This is a genomic window from Paenibacillus sp. FSL K6-2393 (assembly GCF_038002545.1).
Lineage (GTDB): Bacteria > Bacillota > Bacilli > Paenibacillales > Paenibacillaceae > Paenibacillus.
Genome location: NZ_JBBOCU010000002.1, coordinates 565,855 through 582,805 on the forward strand (window position 1 = coordinate 565,855; position 16,951 = coordinate 582,805).

12 protein-coding genes are annotated in these 16,951 nt (G+C 48.2%); 11 read left to right on the plus strand and 1 reads right to left on the minus strand.

The features are described from left to right. The first annotated feature begins 28 nt into the window (after positions 1-28). Positions 29-2,740: an S-layer homology domain-containing protein gene (locus MHI14_RS29745; protein WP_341132039.1), complete on the plus strand. Its 2,712-nt coding sequence runs from the start codon at positions 29-31 to the stop codon at positions 2,738-2,740. 773 nt (positions 2,741-3,513) lie between these two features. Here MHI14_RS29745 and MHI14_RS29750 read toward each other — a convergent pair. Next, the gene (locus tag MHI14_RS29750; protein ID WP_341131926.1) at positions 3,514-4,401 is read right to left on the minus strand and encodes a hypothetical protein; all 888 of its coding nucleotides are present in this window, start codon (positions 4,399-4,401) and stop codon (positions 3,514-3,516) included. Between the two features lie 111 nt (positions 4,402-4,512). Between MHI14_RS29750 and MHI14_RS29755 the strand changes: the two genes are divergently transcribed. From MHI14_RS29755 to MHI14_RS29800, 10 genes are all read left to right on the plus strand, one after another. Next, a complete protein-coding gene (locus MHI14_RS29755) occupies positions 4,513-4,926 on the plus strand; it encodes a GNAT family N-acetyltransferase (protein WP_091038243.1) in 414 nt (137 codons plus the stop codon). Between the two features lie 158 nt (positions 4,927-5,084). Next, a complete protein-coding gene (locus MHI14_RS29760) occupies positions 5,085-5,462 on the plus strand; it encodes a hypothetical protein (protein WP_341131927.1) in 378 nt (125 codons plus the stop codon). Continuing rightward, positions 5,452-6,732: an MFS transporter gene (locus tag MHI14_RS29765; RefSeq protein ID WP_256332437.1), complete on the plus strand. Its 1,281-nt coding sequence runs from the start codon at positions 5,452-5,454 to the stop codon at positions 6,730-6,732. Before MHI14_RS29760 ends, MHI14_RS29765 begins: the two co-directional genes overlap by 11 nt. 186 nt (positions 6,733-6,918) lie before the next feature. Further along, positions 6,919-7,056 carry a hypothetical protein gene (locus MHI14_RS29770; protein WP_161799395.1) on the plus strand — a complete coding sequence of 46 codons (138 nt, stop codon included), beginning with the start codon at positions 6,919-6,921 and terminating at the stop codon, positions 7,054-7,056. 118 nt (positions 7,057-7,174) lie between these two features. After that, positions 7,175-9,919: a lanthionine synthetase LanC family protein gene (locus tag MHI14_RS29775; RefSeq protein ID WP_341131928.1), complete on the plus strand. Its 2,745-nt coding sequence runs from the start codon at positions 7,175-7,177 to the stop codon at positions 9,917-9,919. Then, positions 9,897-10,697, plus strand: a complete 801-nt coding sequence (locus MHI14_RS29780; protein ID WP_341131929.1) for a hypothetical protein — start codon at positions 9,897-9,899, stop codon at positions 10,695-10,697. Before MHI14_RS29775 ends, MHI14_RS29780 begins: the two co-directional genes overlap by 23 nt. Continuing rightward, the gene (locus tag MHI14_RS29785; protein ID WP_341131930.1) at positions 10,694-12,160 is read left to right on the plus strand and encodes a tetratricopeptide repeat protein; all 1,467 of its coding nucleotides are present in this window, start codon (positions 10,694-10,696) and stop codon (positions 12,158-12,160) included. The genes MHI14_RS29780 and MHI14_RS29785 overlap by 4 nt, the downstream gene beginning before the upstream one ends. Further along, entirely contained in the window at positions 12,142-13,893 is a 1,752-nt protein-coding gene (locus tag MHI14_RS29790) for an alpha/beta hydrolase family protein (RefSeq protein WP_341131931.1), read from the plus strand. The genes MHI14_RS29785 and MHI14_RS29790 overlap by 19 nt, the downstream gene beginning before the upstream one ends. A 261-nt stretch (positions 13,894-14,154) precedes the next feature. Then, entirely contained in the window at positions 14,155-14,787 is a 633-nt protein-coding gene (locus tag MHI14_RS29795; RefSeq protein WP_341131932.1) for an NAD(P)-dependent oxidoreductase, read from the plus strand. 202 nt (positions 14,788-14,989) lie between these two features. Next, complete coding sequence (locus tag MHI14_RS29800; RefSeq protein WP_341131933.1) at positions 14,990-16,684, plus strand: NAD(P)H-hydrate dehydratase; 1,695 nt, start codon at positions 14,990-14,992, stop codon at positions 16,682-16,684. The last annotated feature ends 267 nt before the right edge of the window (positions 16,685-16,951 follow it).

Sequence of the window (16,951 nt, forward strand, 5' to 3'; positions counted from 1 at the left end):
CCATAACAGGAGCGTGTATTTGCAAGCCATGAGAAAACCACTTAAAAAGTCACTGGCATTACTTCTAATGTTGTCTATGGTAGGTCCGACATTTGCAGAGAAGAGTTTTGCAGCCGATCAGAAGATTCAGTTCTCTGATATTAAGGGACACTGGGCGGAAGCGAATATTCAAGCATGGGGGGATGAAGGATTAATTCGAGGTTACCTGGATCGTTCATTCAAACCGAACACGTATATTACCAGAGCAGAATTTATGAATTTGGTAAACGGTGCTTTTGGATATTCCGGACAAGCTAAAATTACCTTTAACGATGTGTCTGAGAGTGCATGGTATTACGAAGCAATTTCTATTGCAAATGCGAATGGATATATAGATGGATACACCGATGGCACAATGAAGCCGCAAGATCCGATCACCCGTCAAGAAGCAGCTAAAGTGATCGCTGGCATTTTGAATTTGGAGTTAAATGAAACAGCAGCAAATGTATTTAGCGATTCATCGTCTATTGCGGCGTGGAGCAAGGGAGCTGTAGGTGGAGCGGCAGCAGCGAAAATTATCTCTGGTTATGCAGACGGAAGCTTCAAACCGCTTAATTCCATTACTCGTGCCGAAGCGGTGTCTGCGCTCGTTAAGGCGGTGGAAACAGATGCTACTACAGCTGCCAAACCAGCTAAGCCAAAAGGAACGGCAACCGTACTGAATGTTAATCCTCCAGCAGATGAAGCTCGGTTGTCCGCCGTGAAGCACGGAGCCAATGCCGGAGACGACACCTTAAAAAATATTGCGGAAACCAATCCGTTTATTGATATTTTGGACGGTTTTGATCAAGTGTGGTCCATGAACCAAGCGGATTGGAGAGATGGAACAGCGGCAACTAAAATTGGAGCTGACGGAAAAAATGCAAAGTATGGAGATGGACCGTCCCCATATTATGACGGCTTTAAGAATGATCCAACCGTAGCTGTCGCTGATCAGAAAACATATGCAAATGAAGAGATCCGAAACAAAGCAACTTGGGAAGCCAATATCAAATATGTAGAAAAGGTCACGCAAAATCGCACAGGTGAAGAGACATTGGCAGCCTATTATGATGACCAAAGAGATAAGATCTATAGCGTGATGGAGGGCTTTGGTCCGTTGGCTAACACGTATGTAGATATCATCAAGCCAAAGACAAACGTTGAACGAACGGTGGACGAGATGAATGTGGTATTGACCGAAGAAACAGTGGAAGATGAAAGCCAAGGCATTGGAGATTGGGAAGCAAAGACGGAACTTTCAGACTTGGTCCATTTAGTTGATCTGGTTCGATTCAAAATTCCTGCCTCATCTAATCCCTCTAAATATTTCTACTCTTCCCCTAGACCGTGGAGAATGAATTCCAATGGAGAAGTGAAAGAAGTTGTTGACAGCAAGGGACTGCCTGTATGGGAAACCTTGGGCGAAGGTGAGAAAAAAGAAGTACCTTTGGCTTCAGGCGGCACCAAATCAACAGGAGAAAAACATTACCAGCAATACGAAACCAACGTTAAGCTTATTCCTGCGTTAACTTATGTCAAACGAATCGCTGAGGATGGAAGAGGAAAAGATGGTGGATTTCCGAGCGGACATACTAGTGCAGCTTACTTATCCGTATTTCCTTTGGCATACGCTACACCAGAACGATTCACTGAATTGTTAACGAGAGCAGCTCAGTTGGGCGAGAATCGAATCGTAACGGGGATGCACTCACCGCTTGATGTTATAGGTGGAAGAATACAATCCACAGCCATGGCTGCATATGCACTTAATCAGGCTGAGAATAAAGATGTGTTAGAGAAAGGTTATGAGAATGCAGGAGAAGTATTTGGAGCTGCAGCCAAGGAAAAAAATATGAGTCTGTATGAGTATGCACATACCGTAACAGAGGATTACACGTTCAAGAGTGCTTACGATGAACACAAATGGGAAGATCATGATGCCAATAAAGCCTTCTATAGAGAAAAGATGACTTACGGTCTGCCACAAACAGGAACCAAAGGTTTGGCTCCAGTTGTCCCGCAAGGAGCAGAAGCCCTGTTGGAAACACGTCAACCGTATTTAACAGATGAGCAACGCAGACAAGTATTGTATACAACATCCATTGACTCTGGATATCCTGTACTGGATGAATCCAAGGGCTGGGGTAGAATTGATCTGGTCACGGCTGCGGATGGATACGGTGCATTCTTGAACAATGTAACTGTGGATATGGACGCTTCCAAAGGGCGCTTCAATGCACAAGACTGGTGGAGAAATGATATCACCGGTAGTGGAATGCTCACGAAAAAAGGAACAGGAACCCTTACATTGACAGGGAAAAATAGCTACACTGGCGGAACATTGCTGCAAGCAGGAACGCTGGTAGCCGAATCTGCAGCTGCTTTTGGTACAGGTGATCTGTATGTAGAAAATGGAACAGTTGTTGTAAATGTCGATGGAGCATTAACCTTGAATAGAAACTTCACCATGGATAAGGGGACGCTGGAATTGGTTGTCGCTGATGGCAACAGTCAACTGAATGTTGGCAGAAAGCTCTATATTGATGGAGGAAACCTGAATCTGGACTTGTCGAACTATAAGATTGAAGGTTCCAAAGATATTACGTTAATCACGGCTAATGGAATTACAGGTGAATTCGACAGTGTAACGGCAGATGGTTATAACGTGACTGTCACGTACGAAAAGGGCCGCGTCATTGCACATGTTGTAGCCAAATAAATGTGAAGTAATTATCCATGATACAAAGTGAACTAATAAATGTTACACATGCCACTTCGATGACAGGGTAACTTTACGATGATTCTTCGCAAGACAAAATAAGTAATATAGAAAAGAGCTGAAGCTACAATGTAGTTTCAGCCCTTTTTGCGTACAGACTTGCAGAATTTAGAGCGTGACTTCAAACTTACTGAAAGCCGAGGCGCCCTGAACAGGTACGGAGTAAGTAAGCGTACTGCACATTGGATGTTTGAGTAGGGGATCAGGATGCCGCGCGGCTTTACTATTTTCCTCTAACAATGAAATTTCGCTTCGTACGAGAGGGACACGGGGTTGTCCCTCTCAGTCGCGCTTGGAACAGAGCATGAGCAGCGATTGAGCGCTAACGAATCTGAGGCATCTTATTTAAGGATTTGAAGAACCCGCAGAAATCTAAGGAATCTGAGACACGTTATATCGAAATGTACGGCGTTTTAGAGCGTTTTATCGAGCGATTTTGGGAAATAACGTGTCGGAGGTTCTTTACAATTTTGAAAGAGGCTGTAGAGGTAATATAAGACGTCCTGTGTTCCTTAGAAAATCGACAGGCTACTCAATAGGAACAGCCAGACGGGAGCTCGATAATTTTGGGACACTGACATTCATCATCGTATAGCATGCCGAGTAAGGAGACACGACCTGATCGGTGGAAATCCAGCCGAGAGAGGAACGAGTCTCGTATCATCGAGGTGGGTATCTAAGTTTAATCATACGGAAGCGGCTGGATGCGTAGGTTATTCGTCGGTGTTGGTACCAGATGTACGACGTGTATTTCCTTCCATCTCCGCAGAGACTTGCTTCGTTGGTTCCAGATCCGTATGTCCTGCGTAGGGACGGTCACTGCGAGAGCGTGTCCCAGTCAACCCGAAACCTGAAGTAAATATAATCAGCTGTAATCCCAGTGCATAGGGAGCAGCAACGGGTCCAATTAGATGGAGCAAGGAGCATAGCGCGATCAGCAAGGAGAGCAATTTGGTTACTGTACGTGGCCTATCCCGGCGTGGGCTGGCCCAGAGCAGATAACCATATATTATGGTGATAATTAGGGAAACCGCGCGAATCCATGGCAAGATGCTCACCCATGAGTCTACAGGCACGTCCAACATCCGCTGACGAAATAACATATCTGTTACGAGAAACCCTGTGGCCGCCAGTGTGGTTGGTTCGGCTACGGGCCGAAGGATGGTCCAGAGCGCAGTGCCCCAATGATCTGCATGAGTATCCCGGCTGAGTTCATCCGATAATACGGTGCATTCCCGTTCCAGTGCTCTGTGCATCAGTCCAAATCTGGCAGGATCATGATCCTTAATACAGTCACGGATCTGGTCCTGTAGCTGAGGGGATAGGTAAGATGCAGCTTTGCAGGCTAACATTGCTGTTATCAGATCATTATGTTCGTGTTCCGACCGTTCATAATTCCGATTTTCCTGGATGGTAAGTTGTCCCAAGAGGGCTGTACTTATGTATAATGTATCTCGTATCCTTTGCATTCGCCTTTCGTGGCTGCGGCGAACTTCAGTGGCAGACCATATGTATATCCCCAGAAGCAAAGCCATGACTCCAAACAGCACAGCCACAGTGCCTGGGCGCGATGTTAGATCTTCAATCCAACGTTGAAACACTCTTGTTCCTCCTTTGCACCAACTTCATGTATCATGAAACACGCTTCACGTAAGCTTTCTCTCACTATTACACAGGAAGTAGATGAATTCAAGCAGAAAGGGGCACAATTCATGGATCATGTGAATATTGAACACACACCACCCGCAGCAGTGGAGTATCTTGCCTTGCGGCAGATTGCCGGCCTTAGTGCAATGAGCAGGGAAGGGGCGGAGATTGGATTACCGAATAGCCTGTTTGCCGTATGTCTGCGTGAAGAGGATATGCTGATAGGCATGGGGCGAGTGATTGGAGATGGAGGTTGTTTCTTTCAGGTCGTCGATATTGCTGTACACCCGGATGTTCAGGGAATGGGGTATGGAAAACTGATCATGAGCGAGATTATGAATTATCTGCGTAAAGCAGTTCCAGCCCGTGGTTTGGTCAGTCTGCTGGCGGATGTTCCGGCTGATCGGCTGTATGCTCAATTTGGATTTGAATACACCAGCCCAAAATCGGAGGGTATGTGGTGGAGGCAGGGAGACTAGTGAACTAGTTAAATAACATATTCGGCGAACCTTTGGATAAATCCAAAGGTTTTTTGCTTTACAACCAATTATTTACAGGTATAATGTAATTTAAAACCAATTTACGATTTACAAATTACGATATACGCGTGCACTCGTGAAGAATGGAGGAATTAAATATGTACAATGACCAGAAAGCTCAGTTTAACCAGATGGTGAAACGATCTGTGGAGCAGGCGAACAAAAATCTTTCGGGAGCCAAGGGAGTTGTTTCCGTTCGATTAAGTCAGGAAGAGATTGATATCATAGATCAACTTGTATTTCTTGAATTAGCGAAAAACCGTTCTGATGCGACTGCAATGTTAATTAGGGAAGGCATACGAACCCATCAGACCTTATTGAACGAGATACGCGAGTATACGGCTGAACTGGAACGGGTAAAAGCCAAGATACAACAGACCATTCGAGATTCAAGTTTGGTTACGCGTCTGCATCGTATTAGTGATGATGAATCTGTTACGTACGAGGGAGAGGTGCGTGAAAAAGATGAAAAATGAAATTCGCGGCGACAGCTATCGAGCGGTTTTGCGCCTTCCTTCTTTTGTTGTGCTTCTTGTTGGTAGATTGGTTTCTGGCGCAGGTCAGATTTTATTTTCTATGGCGACGATGTGGTATATCCTCCAATTAACAGAGTCGGCACTCGCTGCCGCACTGATTCCGATGCTGCCGTACTTGATCTATGCATTTTTGGGCATTCCCCTGGCTACGATCAGTGATCGCCTGCCCAAAAAGCAACTTTTGATCTGGACAGATATATTGCGTGCAGGCATAGCCTGCATATTGGCACTTTTGTTCATGACAGGATCCATGCTTCCGTGGCATATTTACGCAGCCAATCTGCTCATTGCAATCCTTGGTTTTTTGTTCAATCCGGCAACCCAGACAGTCATCCCCGCTATTTTGCCAGAACCTACAAAACAATTAGCTCCAGCCAATGCACTACTGAACTCTTCCTCCAAAACGATTGAATTGCTTGGATACGCCTTGGGGGGAATATTGATCGCGCTCATCTCCGTTCAGTCCATCCTGTTCATCTATGCCGTTACATTTCTGCTATCCGCCATATCCATTTTCTTTATCCGCATCCCTGTAACCAAAGTAGTGAAACAAAAAGGAGTCTCTGGTTTTGTTAAAGATAGCATGCAGGGAATTACATTCCTGTTTTCCCGTAAAATTTTGGCCTGTTGCATTATCTTTGGAGCTATTATCAATTTTGCGGGGGCGCCACTGCACATTTTCACGCCGATTTTTGCCAATATGGTGCTGCAAGCCGGACCACAAGGCTACGGTCTGCTTCAGTCAGCCTTTGCCGCTGGCAGTATTGCAGGTTCTCTGCTCAGTGGTAAATATGCCAAACGACTCTCGCTCGCTCACTGGTTTTTGATCAGTTATCTCATCTCAGGTACAAGTCTGCTGTTCATGCCGATGTTTCCTAACCTGTATATCGCGATTGCATGTTCATTTTTGTTGATGATGGGACTAGCTCTTGTGAATGTACCATTGGTTACTTCCATTCTTTTATCCACCCCGGAAGAAAAGAGAGGACGTGTCATGAACAGTATGGGTGTTTTGATGAGTGGCATTAGTAATCCGCTTGGGCTGTTGCTGGGAGGGTGGTTCATTGAAACGTACAACCCTTCATGGGTGTACATGGGGATTGGTACATTTGTTATTTGTATGGGCATGGCAAGCCTATTTGTCCGACCTTTCCGTGAAGAACGTAGCAAGCGTACCCAGCGTACCCGGCAACAAACGACCTCGATGTAGTCTGGAATCTGATGTCATATTGCACCTCTTTTTAGTCTGAGGAAACAAGTAATTTGACATGATCAGGCGAAATAAATGGATTAAGTAAATAATTTATGTAAAATAATTCAATTAAAAAGAAGGAATATCAAATTTTATGTAGAATTTGGTTTATAAGAGGGGGAGACAAATGGGAGGTAATATATCATGGAAAACAAGGAAATTTTATCTGTACAGGATTTGATGGCACTAGAGGTTGAAGAGGATAACAACATGTTTGAGGAAACAAGCTTGTGTACAGTGTGCAGCTGGACTAGCTCACAAACAATTGTTGTTGAGAGCTAGGAACTTCTTTACACGCTCTATTCACTGAATCATTTGAAAGATAAGTCTTTGATTTTCGCGCATTACTAAAATAATTGTACCTCCCCCTCTTACTTTATTCAAAAAGGAGTGATTCTCATTGAAATTCGCAAGCGTAACCCCCAAGAAGGACGCCTTTGAGAACGCTTTGGAACATATAATCCGGGAACTTCCCCAATCCATCCAATGGTCGAATGACGGCCATTGGATTTGTTTTAGACCGGAAGAATTAAGGCTTCCCGTACAAGGCTGGAAAATCCATTTATCGGTTATACCTGTGGAAGGAGCTGAATTGCTGCGACGCATTGCACCAGTGCTAACAGAAAATGATGTGCAATGGAAAGTAGTGAGCAGCGGTCTGAAACTGATTGAAACATCTAACGGTTCCATACCTCTCCCTCAGACTGGGAAGTGTGTCACCATCTATGCACGAGACGAAGAGCAATTCTTGAAGTTACTTGAGCTAATGCATTCATGTACAAGCCATCTGAAAGGACCAGCTATTCCGACAGATCGGGCATACCTAGGTAGCCAGTGTGTATTTTATCGTTATGGTGCATTCACTGATCGTTTCTACTATGACCGGTACTCGGGTGCAAAAGTGTATGCCATCCAGAATCCAGAAGGCATGCTGGAGGAGGATCGAAGAACACCTGGCAGGTATAAACCGGAGTGGGTGAATGAACCTGAGGAGTTACTGCGGATTCAAGCTATGGAGAAGAACCAGGCTGCTTCTCGTCACTCCGATTCCAATAACAATGAGTTTGGTATACGAAATATTCGTGTGAGACGTGTTCTCAAGAAGTCCGGCAAGGGAGGAGTATTTCTCATCTCTGGTACATCCTATGAACAGGCTGTCATGAAAGAAGCGGTTTACCGCATGCGTGTAGACGGTGGTGGGCGCTCTGCTCATAACTATTTGGACAATGAATATCGCGTGCTTGATCTGATGAAGGATACGGGGGTTACCCCAAGGCCGCTTGATCTGTTTAGTACTGAAAATAACCGCTATCTGATCCTGGAGTATTTTGAAAGCATCAGCTTGCGTGAATATATCCATCGCAGACATGTAGCCGCAGATTACAACCGGGCGGATATGCATCGGATGGGTATACAAGTTCTCAATATGGTGCAGCAATGTCACGATAAAGGAATTGTGATCAATGATCTGACGCCCAACAATATTGTTGTACTGACGGACGGAAGTGTACGCCTGATTGATCTTGAACTGGCTTATGTCAGAAGTGATGAGAGTCAGGCTGATCCATTGACTGGTCATACTCCGGGCTATGTACCACGGGGACGTGAGCACAGCAGGCGATCCAGTTATGCGGATGATCTGTATGCACTGGGAGGTGTCTTCTATTACATGGCTTCATCCATCGACCCCTATCTGAAATATCGGCAATCCCATCTGGAAGCTGCACAGGCTTATCTGAATCATCAGAGTAATACACAGCTTCGTGGCTTGGGAAGTCTGGGCATCGAGATCATGTCTGGCGGATATGTGGAGTTATCAGAAATTCGTGAAATACTGGTTGCATTGCTGGAGCAGCAAGAGGTCAATTCAGTAGGAAGCATGGATGTAATAGAGAAAAATGAATGCAATATGGAGCCAGAAGAAGTACTCCGTCAGGCCGAGCGTATGGTAAACACATTGTATACTTCTCTTGATTTTAATAGCCCCTTGCAACTGTTCCCGGAAAACAGCATGAGCAAGATGTTTCATCCGGCGAATTTCAACTTTGGCTGGACAGGGATGATCTTTGGTTTTAATCAACTTGGTCAGATTACACAAAACAGACAATACCATCAATATGCACGTGAAGTATTGGAATGGATTTTGACGAATCACCCTTACGTTCCAGATGAGACACCTGTAGCATTATACTTTGGATATGGCGCTGTTCCCTGGGCAATGGCAGAGACGGCTGAACGAATAAATGATCCATCGTTGCTTCGACGTGCAGAGGATCTGGCATTGGAAATCACCCGGCATGAGCCGGTACAGACCAATATTAGTCATGGAGCGGCGGGGTTGGGATTGATGCTGCTTGAGATATACCGTATTGGTGGCCGCCCTGAACTTCTGGCAACAGCAGAGGAACTGGGTGTTTATATTTTGGAACAAGAAGAGCAGACAGATGAATCATTGAGTTTGTGGAAAGTGAAAGATAAATCGGACAAAAAAGGCCATTATTCCCTTGGATTTTCTCATGGCATCGCAGGTATCGGATATTATCTGCTTGCCTTGGCGGAGCGTACAGGAAAGGAAGCGTACTATTCTGCTGTGAAGCGAATTGTAGATACACTTGATCGTACGAGTCATGGAGGACAGAATGGCGTGAGCCTGTGGCCTGCATCCCCCGAAAAACCGGATACACTCTGGGTACATTGGTGCAATGGATCGGCGGGTATTGGGCAATTTTTGATGGCAGCGGCTGATATTTTGCAAGATCCCCTCTGTACCAGACTTGGACTTCAAGCAGCGGATGCAGTGGCACAGGCAACGGTATTTGCTTCTTTTGGGCAGTGTCACGGAATTGCAGGCAATGGAGATTTTCTGCTCTTGGCTAACCGCAAGTTCCCAGGCAGATATGAAACCAAACTAGCGGAGTATACACAGAGCTTGTATGTATTGCGAAGTGATCCACAGGAAGACATATGGATGTGGCCTCTGGAGGACATGGAGTCCTTCTCCCCGGATTATATGACCGGTTATATGGGGATCTATACATTCCTGCTACGCCGGTTTTATCCGTCTTTTGCATCCGAACCACTGGTTTATTCAGGTTTCGATTATAGCAGGGAGGAGAAAGCGTATGATGCTAACATCCATATCTGACATCTTGCCGCAATGCCAGCAAGAATCGGGGAAGACGGGTGATCGCTATTATGCAGTTGAACCTGGAAATGAGGATACCCTATCTTCGTTCATGATGATTGATCAGGGTGAGGGGCAGTACACATTGGATTTATGGAGTGAAGCACATTCCAATCCTTATTGGGGAGATCGGATGTCATCCGTTTTGGATAAAATCACATGGTCCTCTCTATATGCAACTGCTCCTGCCTCATTTCCGTGGGAGAAGCTTGGATACCGGGCGGATGTTCTTGCCCATCGGTATCGATTTTTCGGCAAGTTGAAAGACGTTCCCGTGCCGGCTATGCCTAATGAAGACGCGGTTTGGATGTCTGCGGAGGGGCAGGCGGATTCCCTTGCACACTTGCTCCAGGCCAGTGATCCTACCTGTCCAGGTTGGGAAGCTGCTCGTCAAGCTATCGGAGATATTTATCAAGGGGTATATGGCAAGTTGCTGAAAGGTTCCGGGCTTGTGGAACTGGAGGGAAGTAAGATTGGGGGCTGCCTGTTAAGCGATGAGTTTGGGAGTGTACTCCTTGCTCATATATTCACAATACCAGAAGCGAAACGTCAAGGATGGGCCCGATGGCTTGCTGCATATGGTCTCCATCGGTGCAGTTCAGATCCGGATCAGCGAATTAAAGCTTCACTTGATGCAAACAACCGGGGCAGTTATCAATTGATGACGGCGCTGAATTTACAACAGGTGCCTGAACTTATACACGTATGCCGAATCACGAAAGAGAGTGAACTTTCATGATGCCTGTCTCACTGGAAAGTACGGATTATCATGATCTGAGAAGTAAATGGTTTCGTGTGAGTCATGAACCTGGATTGTTTGTTGTTGAAGGGACATCAGATGTGGTGAAGCATGAAATTCACAAACTGAGAACGCATTGGCAGGATAAGGTTATACAAATTGCGGTTGGTGATCCGTATGCTACTCTCCCGCTGATCTATCAACTAAATCCATTTCAGCCAATAGATGATCTTGTGGCATGTAAAAATGCGTTATTGAGATTCCAAAGATCAGGGTGGACGCCTGGTAATCGGAAATGGGTTCTGGTTGAAGTATCTTCCTACCTTCACCCTGCGGATCTGGGAGCCATCCACTATATCCTGTATCGACAGAAACTAAGGGGAGTAAGTGTAGTGCTTTTTTTTCATCGATATCCAACCATGGCGAATAATCCTGAGGATATACCCAAACTTCCGGTATCTATTGTCAGGGATACGCCCGATCAGACCCGACGTTTGTTGGAAGAACAGCTACAAATGGTAAGCAAGGATAATGGAAAGGAAAAAGAGGCAGCGTTGGCGCTCTACAATAGGCTGGCCTGGGTTTTGTTGTCCAAATCGGCTGATCCGGCCCGTTACAGGTCCTGTTTTCATTTTTTCGACCATAATTCTTTATTTCAACGGTTGTCGGCGACACAGCAGGCAGTACTCTGGTTTGAGTTGGGTCAGCTGTTGACCAAAAACGGGAAGCAGTATACCGAAGCACGACACTGTTATTCGAAAGCTCGGGCAATCATTGACCATGAAGAACTAACTGAAACGTATCGTACTGGGAAATGGGCTGCGCTTGATAATGGTGAGGCATTAATTGAGATGCAGGAGGGCAATGTAGAACGCGCAATTATGCTGGAGCAACAGGCGGGCCAGCGTATACGCCAGCTTTCTGATGGACCCGATAAGCGAGTTTTTCAGATTCAGACGTTACTAAACATTGCGGGCTTGCAGCTCCGGGCGGGTCTCTATGCAGAGGCAGGTAAGACGTTGCTGGCTGCGGAGAAGTTATGTGTTGATGCGTATGTAGATTGGCTGGGGCATGTACTGCAATTAAAAATGGTATTACATCAACAGCTGGGTGAGCAGGAGCAGGAATATGAACTGTTGATTCAGTTGTTACGTATGAAGACAAACACTATCCATTCCAAACTGCTTGGCCGTGCGGTGGAAATCGCTGGTGCGCTGATTACTCAAGGGTTAGAGGAACGGGCATCCCGAGTGTACCGTCTATTGATGATGGGGCTGCCGGTTGCCAGTCTGCCACAGATCAGATTGATTCGGGAAACATTAGGCAGACTGGGGACCGTTACTCCCCTAGATGCATACACGCAGGACCAGTATATTGATAAACTGGAATCGCAATTGGAGGAATGGGAGCAGTTAAAGTGCTGGAATGAGAGGAGGAAATCCGGTTGGGCTATCCATTCCTGACACGAATGAGTGTGAACAAGGAACGAACGAGTATGCTCTTAGGATATGATGACAATACATGCGAATGGTGCAGTCTTGATGATACAGGCCGCATGGATAGCCGTCAGAGCCTTTCCGAACATGGGACAGAGTCAGATCAGCACACGCATCATATTCAGTTTATGGGCAGGAACCGTGTTCTGGTGATCACACAGGACAAGTCGGGGAAATGGCTTCATATATACGAGAATGAGAAGCAAGCAATTCTGGTTCAGAGCCTATTTGTGAAGTTTCCATTTCCTGTGATGCAGGCCGCTTGGCAAGAGGGGCAGTTAATTCTGCTATTTTCCATTAGACGTTCAGGAGCTGTCCGTATAGGTCTTTACGATCCCGAGAAGGATGAGGCGCGATGGGTTACTCCTGATCTGGACAACCCGCAATTTGTATTCTGGTCTGCATCAACACGAGAGGTTGGTGTAAACGTTGGTGGATTCGGAAGAGTGTACTCATATTCCAAAGATATCCTTCCATCATCCGAAATACCCTACACGGAGTATGCCTACCCTGTGATGGATAAGCAGGGGGATCTGATAGCCGTTTCTATTCCTGTGGAAGATGGCTTCCAGCCGGGATGGATCAGGCAGGGAGAGGATCGGGTGCATGAATGTTCAACGGATAGCCAACCCTTCTCTGAAATGATTAGAATGCAACTCGATCTACATCAACAGCTAGTCCTCTGCGAAGGGATAACCTGCGGCAGGTGGCAATATGTTCAATATACATTGGACAGAGAGAAGAGGTATGAGCTGTATGATTATCCGGGAATCTTGACACAGGCTGTGCTCAGCAGGGACAGGCAGGGCTTGATCGGAAAATATGAATCTATCGTAAGTCCTCCGGTGCCGGGGATATACCGGTTTTCGGAACAAACGCGTACGATTACCCGTTTCCCGGTTGAGCGAGATGAGAGAATTGGCAAGCATCCTGACGAGGAACCCGATGTAATCTATGGATGGGTTCGTTATGGACATGAGATGATTCCGTACATGGACATACACCCGGAGGGCGCAGAACACGTGGTCATCTATCTTCATGGCGGACCTCATAATTGCCTGTTTGACAGCTTTAGTCCGGTCATTAGCGGATTATATCAGGCAGGAGTGCGGGTTATCGGGCTGAACTATCCCGGTAGTTCAGGGTTCGGCATGGATTACAGGATGCGCATTCAGAACGATTGGGGCGGCGTGGATGCAGATGTCATCCAGTTCATGCGGGAGCAGATGTTATCTTCCTATTCACACGTGTCTCTCTATGGAGTAAGCTATGGGGCTTATCTGGCATTGCTGGTAGCAGGTAAAGGTCCGGCGTTATGGAGTACTGTGGTTGCCTGTGCACCGTTTACGGATCTGGAAGGACTGTACGCAGGCGGAGGAGCGAAGCTGAGATCATTCTTGGAAACTGAAATCGGTGAGCTTTTGCATGATCATTCTGCCCTGCGGGATAGAAGCCCAACAGCTTATGTATCCGGACTCAGTGAGGTGAATATTCAACTCATTCACGGTCAGGCTGATCAACTGTGTCCCGTAGAACAGACGGAGAGGTTATATCTGGACATCATGGAAAACAAGCAAATGTCTGGTGCTGTAGGCAGGATTGAGCTTCATATCGAGGATATGGCGCATGAAGCTTATTCGGAGCGAATCTGGGCGCAGAAGGCTGTTGATTTTCTAACCTATAGTAGAGTATCCACGTAGAAAAATACGTGATGTTGAAGCCGCAAATGCGGCTTTTTTGGCGATGTTTAAGGTAATGATATGGAAAGGAAAGCAGTGGGGGAAGTATTGTTCGTGGTCTGGTGCATAGTTTGAGAGGTTAAGCGGATGAACATTAACGTTTACAAGATGTCTCATCCGGTTTAAGATGGCGTGAGCCGTTTAAGGTATATAACAATAGGATTAAGTATTAAAATAACGGTAAGTTGATGAGAAGATATCTACAGAAAAGAGGGAATTTATATGAGAGTAGCCATTTTTGGAGCAACCGGAGCGATTGGTAAGACAATACTGTGGGAGCTGATGGATCGTGGGCATGAAGTGACAGCGGTGGTGCGTGACCCGTCCAAAATTGAGATGGTGCATGAGCGTTTGCGTGTACAACAGGGAGATCTGCTTAACCCGGATCAGGTGGCAGATTTTGCAGCGGGTCAGGAAGCGGTTGTGAGTGCATATGGACCGAAGTTTGGTGGAGAAGAAGAGATGCTGGAAGTGACACGTTCGTTAATCGAGGGTGTGCGCCGGGCAAAAGCAGGACGTCTGGTTGTAGTTGGTGGAGCGGGAAGTTTGCTGACCGATTCCGGAGAGATGCTGATGGATACGCCGGGATTCCCGGAAGAAGTTAAGCCACTTGCGAAAGCCCATGCAGAAGCATATGACCTGATTGAAGCGTCAGGTATTCACTGGACCTACATGAGCCCTGCTGCAACAATCACAACAGGACGTAGGACTGGCCAGTTCCGAGTTGGTATGACCCGTGTGATTACAGATGATATCGGGGAAAGCTCAATTTCCGTTGGCGATTTTGCAGCGGCTTTGGTGGACGAACTGGACGATCCGCAGTTTATTCAGGCACGGTTTACGGTAGGTTACTAAGCGTAGACAGGCTTTGGAATGGATAATTTAATCTGAAGGTCTCGTACACGGAATCGATAGAGTTTCCGATGATGTATCGATTGGATTGTGGTAACTGGATGAGGTAAGAGGAAAGATAGCGATACACATATAAGATGCAGAGTTTAGGTGCAAAGTTGCTACTTTAAGTATGAGATGAGCTTGTCACGGGGAGGGATGAACGTTGTTTATCGTAACCGCTGAACAGATGAGAGCTGTGGACGAGTATACCATTCATAAGCTGGGTATTCCTGCTGCCAGTCTAATGGAGAATGCAGGCCACGCCATAGCGGAGGAAGTGATCAAGCTGTGCCGGGAAGGGCAGGCAGAAGGCCGGCTTGCGGATTCAGGGCAGCTTGGCTATAGCAGCAAGGGCTATAGTGGTATGGGAGATGCGAGGCGGGCACACACCGGGCCCGGTGATCGGCAAGGTTATGGTGGCGACATCATCGCCGATCCGGCGCTGGTGATGGAGCGCCCTGGAGATCAGCAGTGGTACATGCTGATCGGCAAGGGCAATAATGGCGGCGATGGGCTGGTGGCCGCGCGCCATTTGGTTGAAGCGGGGCTTGGCGTGACATTAGTTTACGCCGATGCTCCTGAGGCACTGCGGGGTGAAGCCGCAGTGCAACGGGATGCCGCTGCGCAGCTCGGCATCCCTGCCCTTGTCCACGGGCGCGAAGCCGTGGACTTCAGCCGGTGCACAGGCATCGTGGATGCGCTGCTGGGCACCGGCTCGCGGGGGGCGCCGCGGGGAGCTTACGCGGCGCTGATTGAGGCGGCGAACGACAGCGGCAAGCCGGTCGTGTCTGCCGATGTGCCAAGCGGGCTGGACGCCGACACCGGAGAGGTGTACGAGCCCTGCATTCAAGCTCGGGTGACCGTATGTCTCGCGCTGCTTAAGCGCGGGCTGGTGCAGTACCCGGGCGCTTCTGCCGCGGGGCGCATTGTGGTGCGCGCCATCGGCATTCCCGCGCGGCTTGCGCCAGAGCATGGCCCCTCGGTCCGTCTGCTGACGGACGAGGTGCTGCGCGGTGCGCTGCGCGTGGATACAGGCCGTCTCCGGGCACCGGACGGCCATAAGGGCACCTACGGCCACGTGTTGCTGGCCGCAGGAAGTCTGCCGATGAGCGGCGCCGGCCTGCTCTCGGCCAAAGCCGCGCTGCGCGCAGGTTGCGGGCTTGCCACATGGGCGCTGCCCGCGGCACTGTTGCCGCATGTCATCGGCACCGTGCCCGAGCTCATGCTCGCTGCCGCCGCCGATGGCGACAGCGGCGAATGGAACGCGGCTTCCGCGGGCGTCGTGCTGCGTCTCGCGGAGAGCCGCGACGTGCTCGCGACCGGCCCGGGCCTCGGCCGCTTCAAAGGCGACACAGACTGGCTGCGCTGTCTGTGGCAACAAACGGATCGTCCGCTCGTCATCGACGCGGACGCCCTCAACATGCTGGCAGACGCTGGCCCACATGGGCCTCGCGACTGGGGCCAGCGAAGTGCGGCGACAATCCTGACGCCGCACCCTGGCGAAATGGGTCGACTGCTGGGCATGTCGACCCAAGAGGTGCAGCGTGACCGCATTGGACACGCTGCAAAATACGCCCGCGAGCAGGGCGTGACCCTTGTGCTCAAAGGAGCACGAACGGTCATCGCAACGCCATCCGGCGAGGCGTACATCAACACCACCGGGCACGCCGGCATGGCGACTGGCGGTGCCGGGGACGTATTGACCGGCATCATCGCCGGTCTGCTCGCCCAAGGGCTCAGCGCGGAGCAAGCCGCCACGTTCGGCGTATATCTCCACGGACAGGCCGCCGAACGAGCAGCACTGCTGCGCGGTGAGCCATCGTCCCTGCTAGCCGGAGACATCATCGACGCACTGTGAGGATGGGGCAGTGGGAGAAGCTCACGGTTTTGAGCTACGCCTATGACGATTCATTTTCAAACTGCAAGTAATCCAACGAACCAAAGAACCAGCGCACCAGCGCATCAAAAGTAGATGAGTGCACGTTGATCATTGTCCATTATTCAACGATAATCAGTATCAGTACTCAATGTCCAATGCCCAATTGCCCAATGCTCAATGCCCTAACGAACCTGATACACCTTATACCACGGTTTACATCGAGGAGCAAAAGCTAACGAATCTCAT

Excerpts from the sequence above, each read along its gene's own strand:
- MHI14_RS29765 (WP_256332437.1), top strand. The coding sequence starts at position 5,452 with ATGAAAAATGAAATTCGCGGCGACAGCTATCGAGCGGTTTTGCGCCTT.
- MHI14_RS29780 (WP_341131929.1), top strand. The coding sequence starts at position 9,897 with ATGATGCTAACATCCATATCTGACATCTTGCCGCAATGCCAGCAAGAA.
- MHI14_RS29770 (WP_161799395.1), top strand. The coding sequence starts at position 6,919 with ATGGAAAACAAGGAAATTTTATCTGTACAGGATTTGATGGCACTAGAG.
- MHI14_RS29755 (WP_091038243.1), top strand. The coding sequence starts at position 4,513 with ATGGATCATGTGAATATTGAACACACACCACCCGCAGCAGTGGAGTAT.
- MHI14_RS29760 (WP_341131927.1), top strand. The coding sequence starts at position 5,085 with ATGTACAATGACCAGAAAGCTCAGTTTAACCAGATGGTGAAACGATCT.
- MHI14_RS29745 (WP_341132039.1), top strand. The coding sequence starts at position 29 with ATGAGAAAACCACTTAAAAAGTCACTGGCATTACTTCTAATGTTGTCT.
- MHI14_RS29785 (WP_341131930.1), top strand. The coding sequence starts at position 10,694 with ATGATGCCTGTCTCACTGGAAAGTACGGATTATCATGATCTGAGAAGT.
- MHI14_RS29795 (WP_341131932.1), top strand. The coding sequence starts at position 14,155 with ATGAGAGTAGCCATTTTTGGAGCAACCGGAGCGATTGGTAAGACAATA.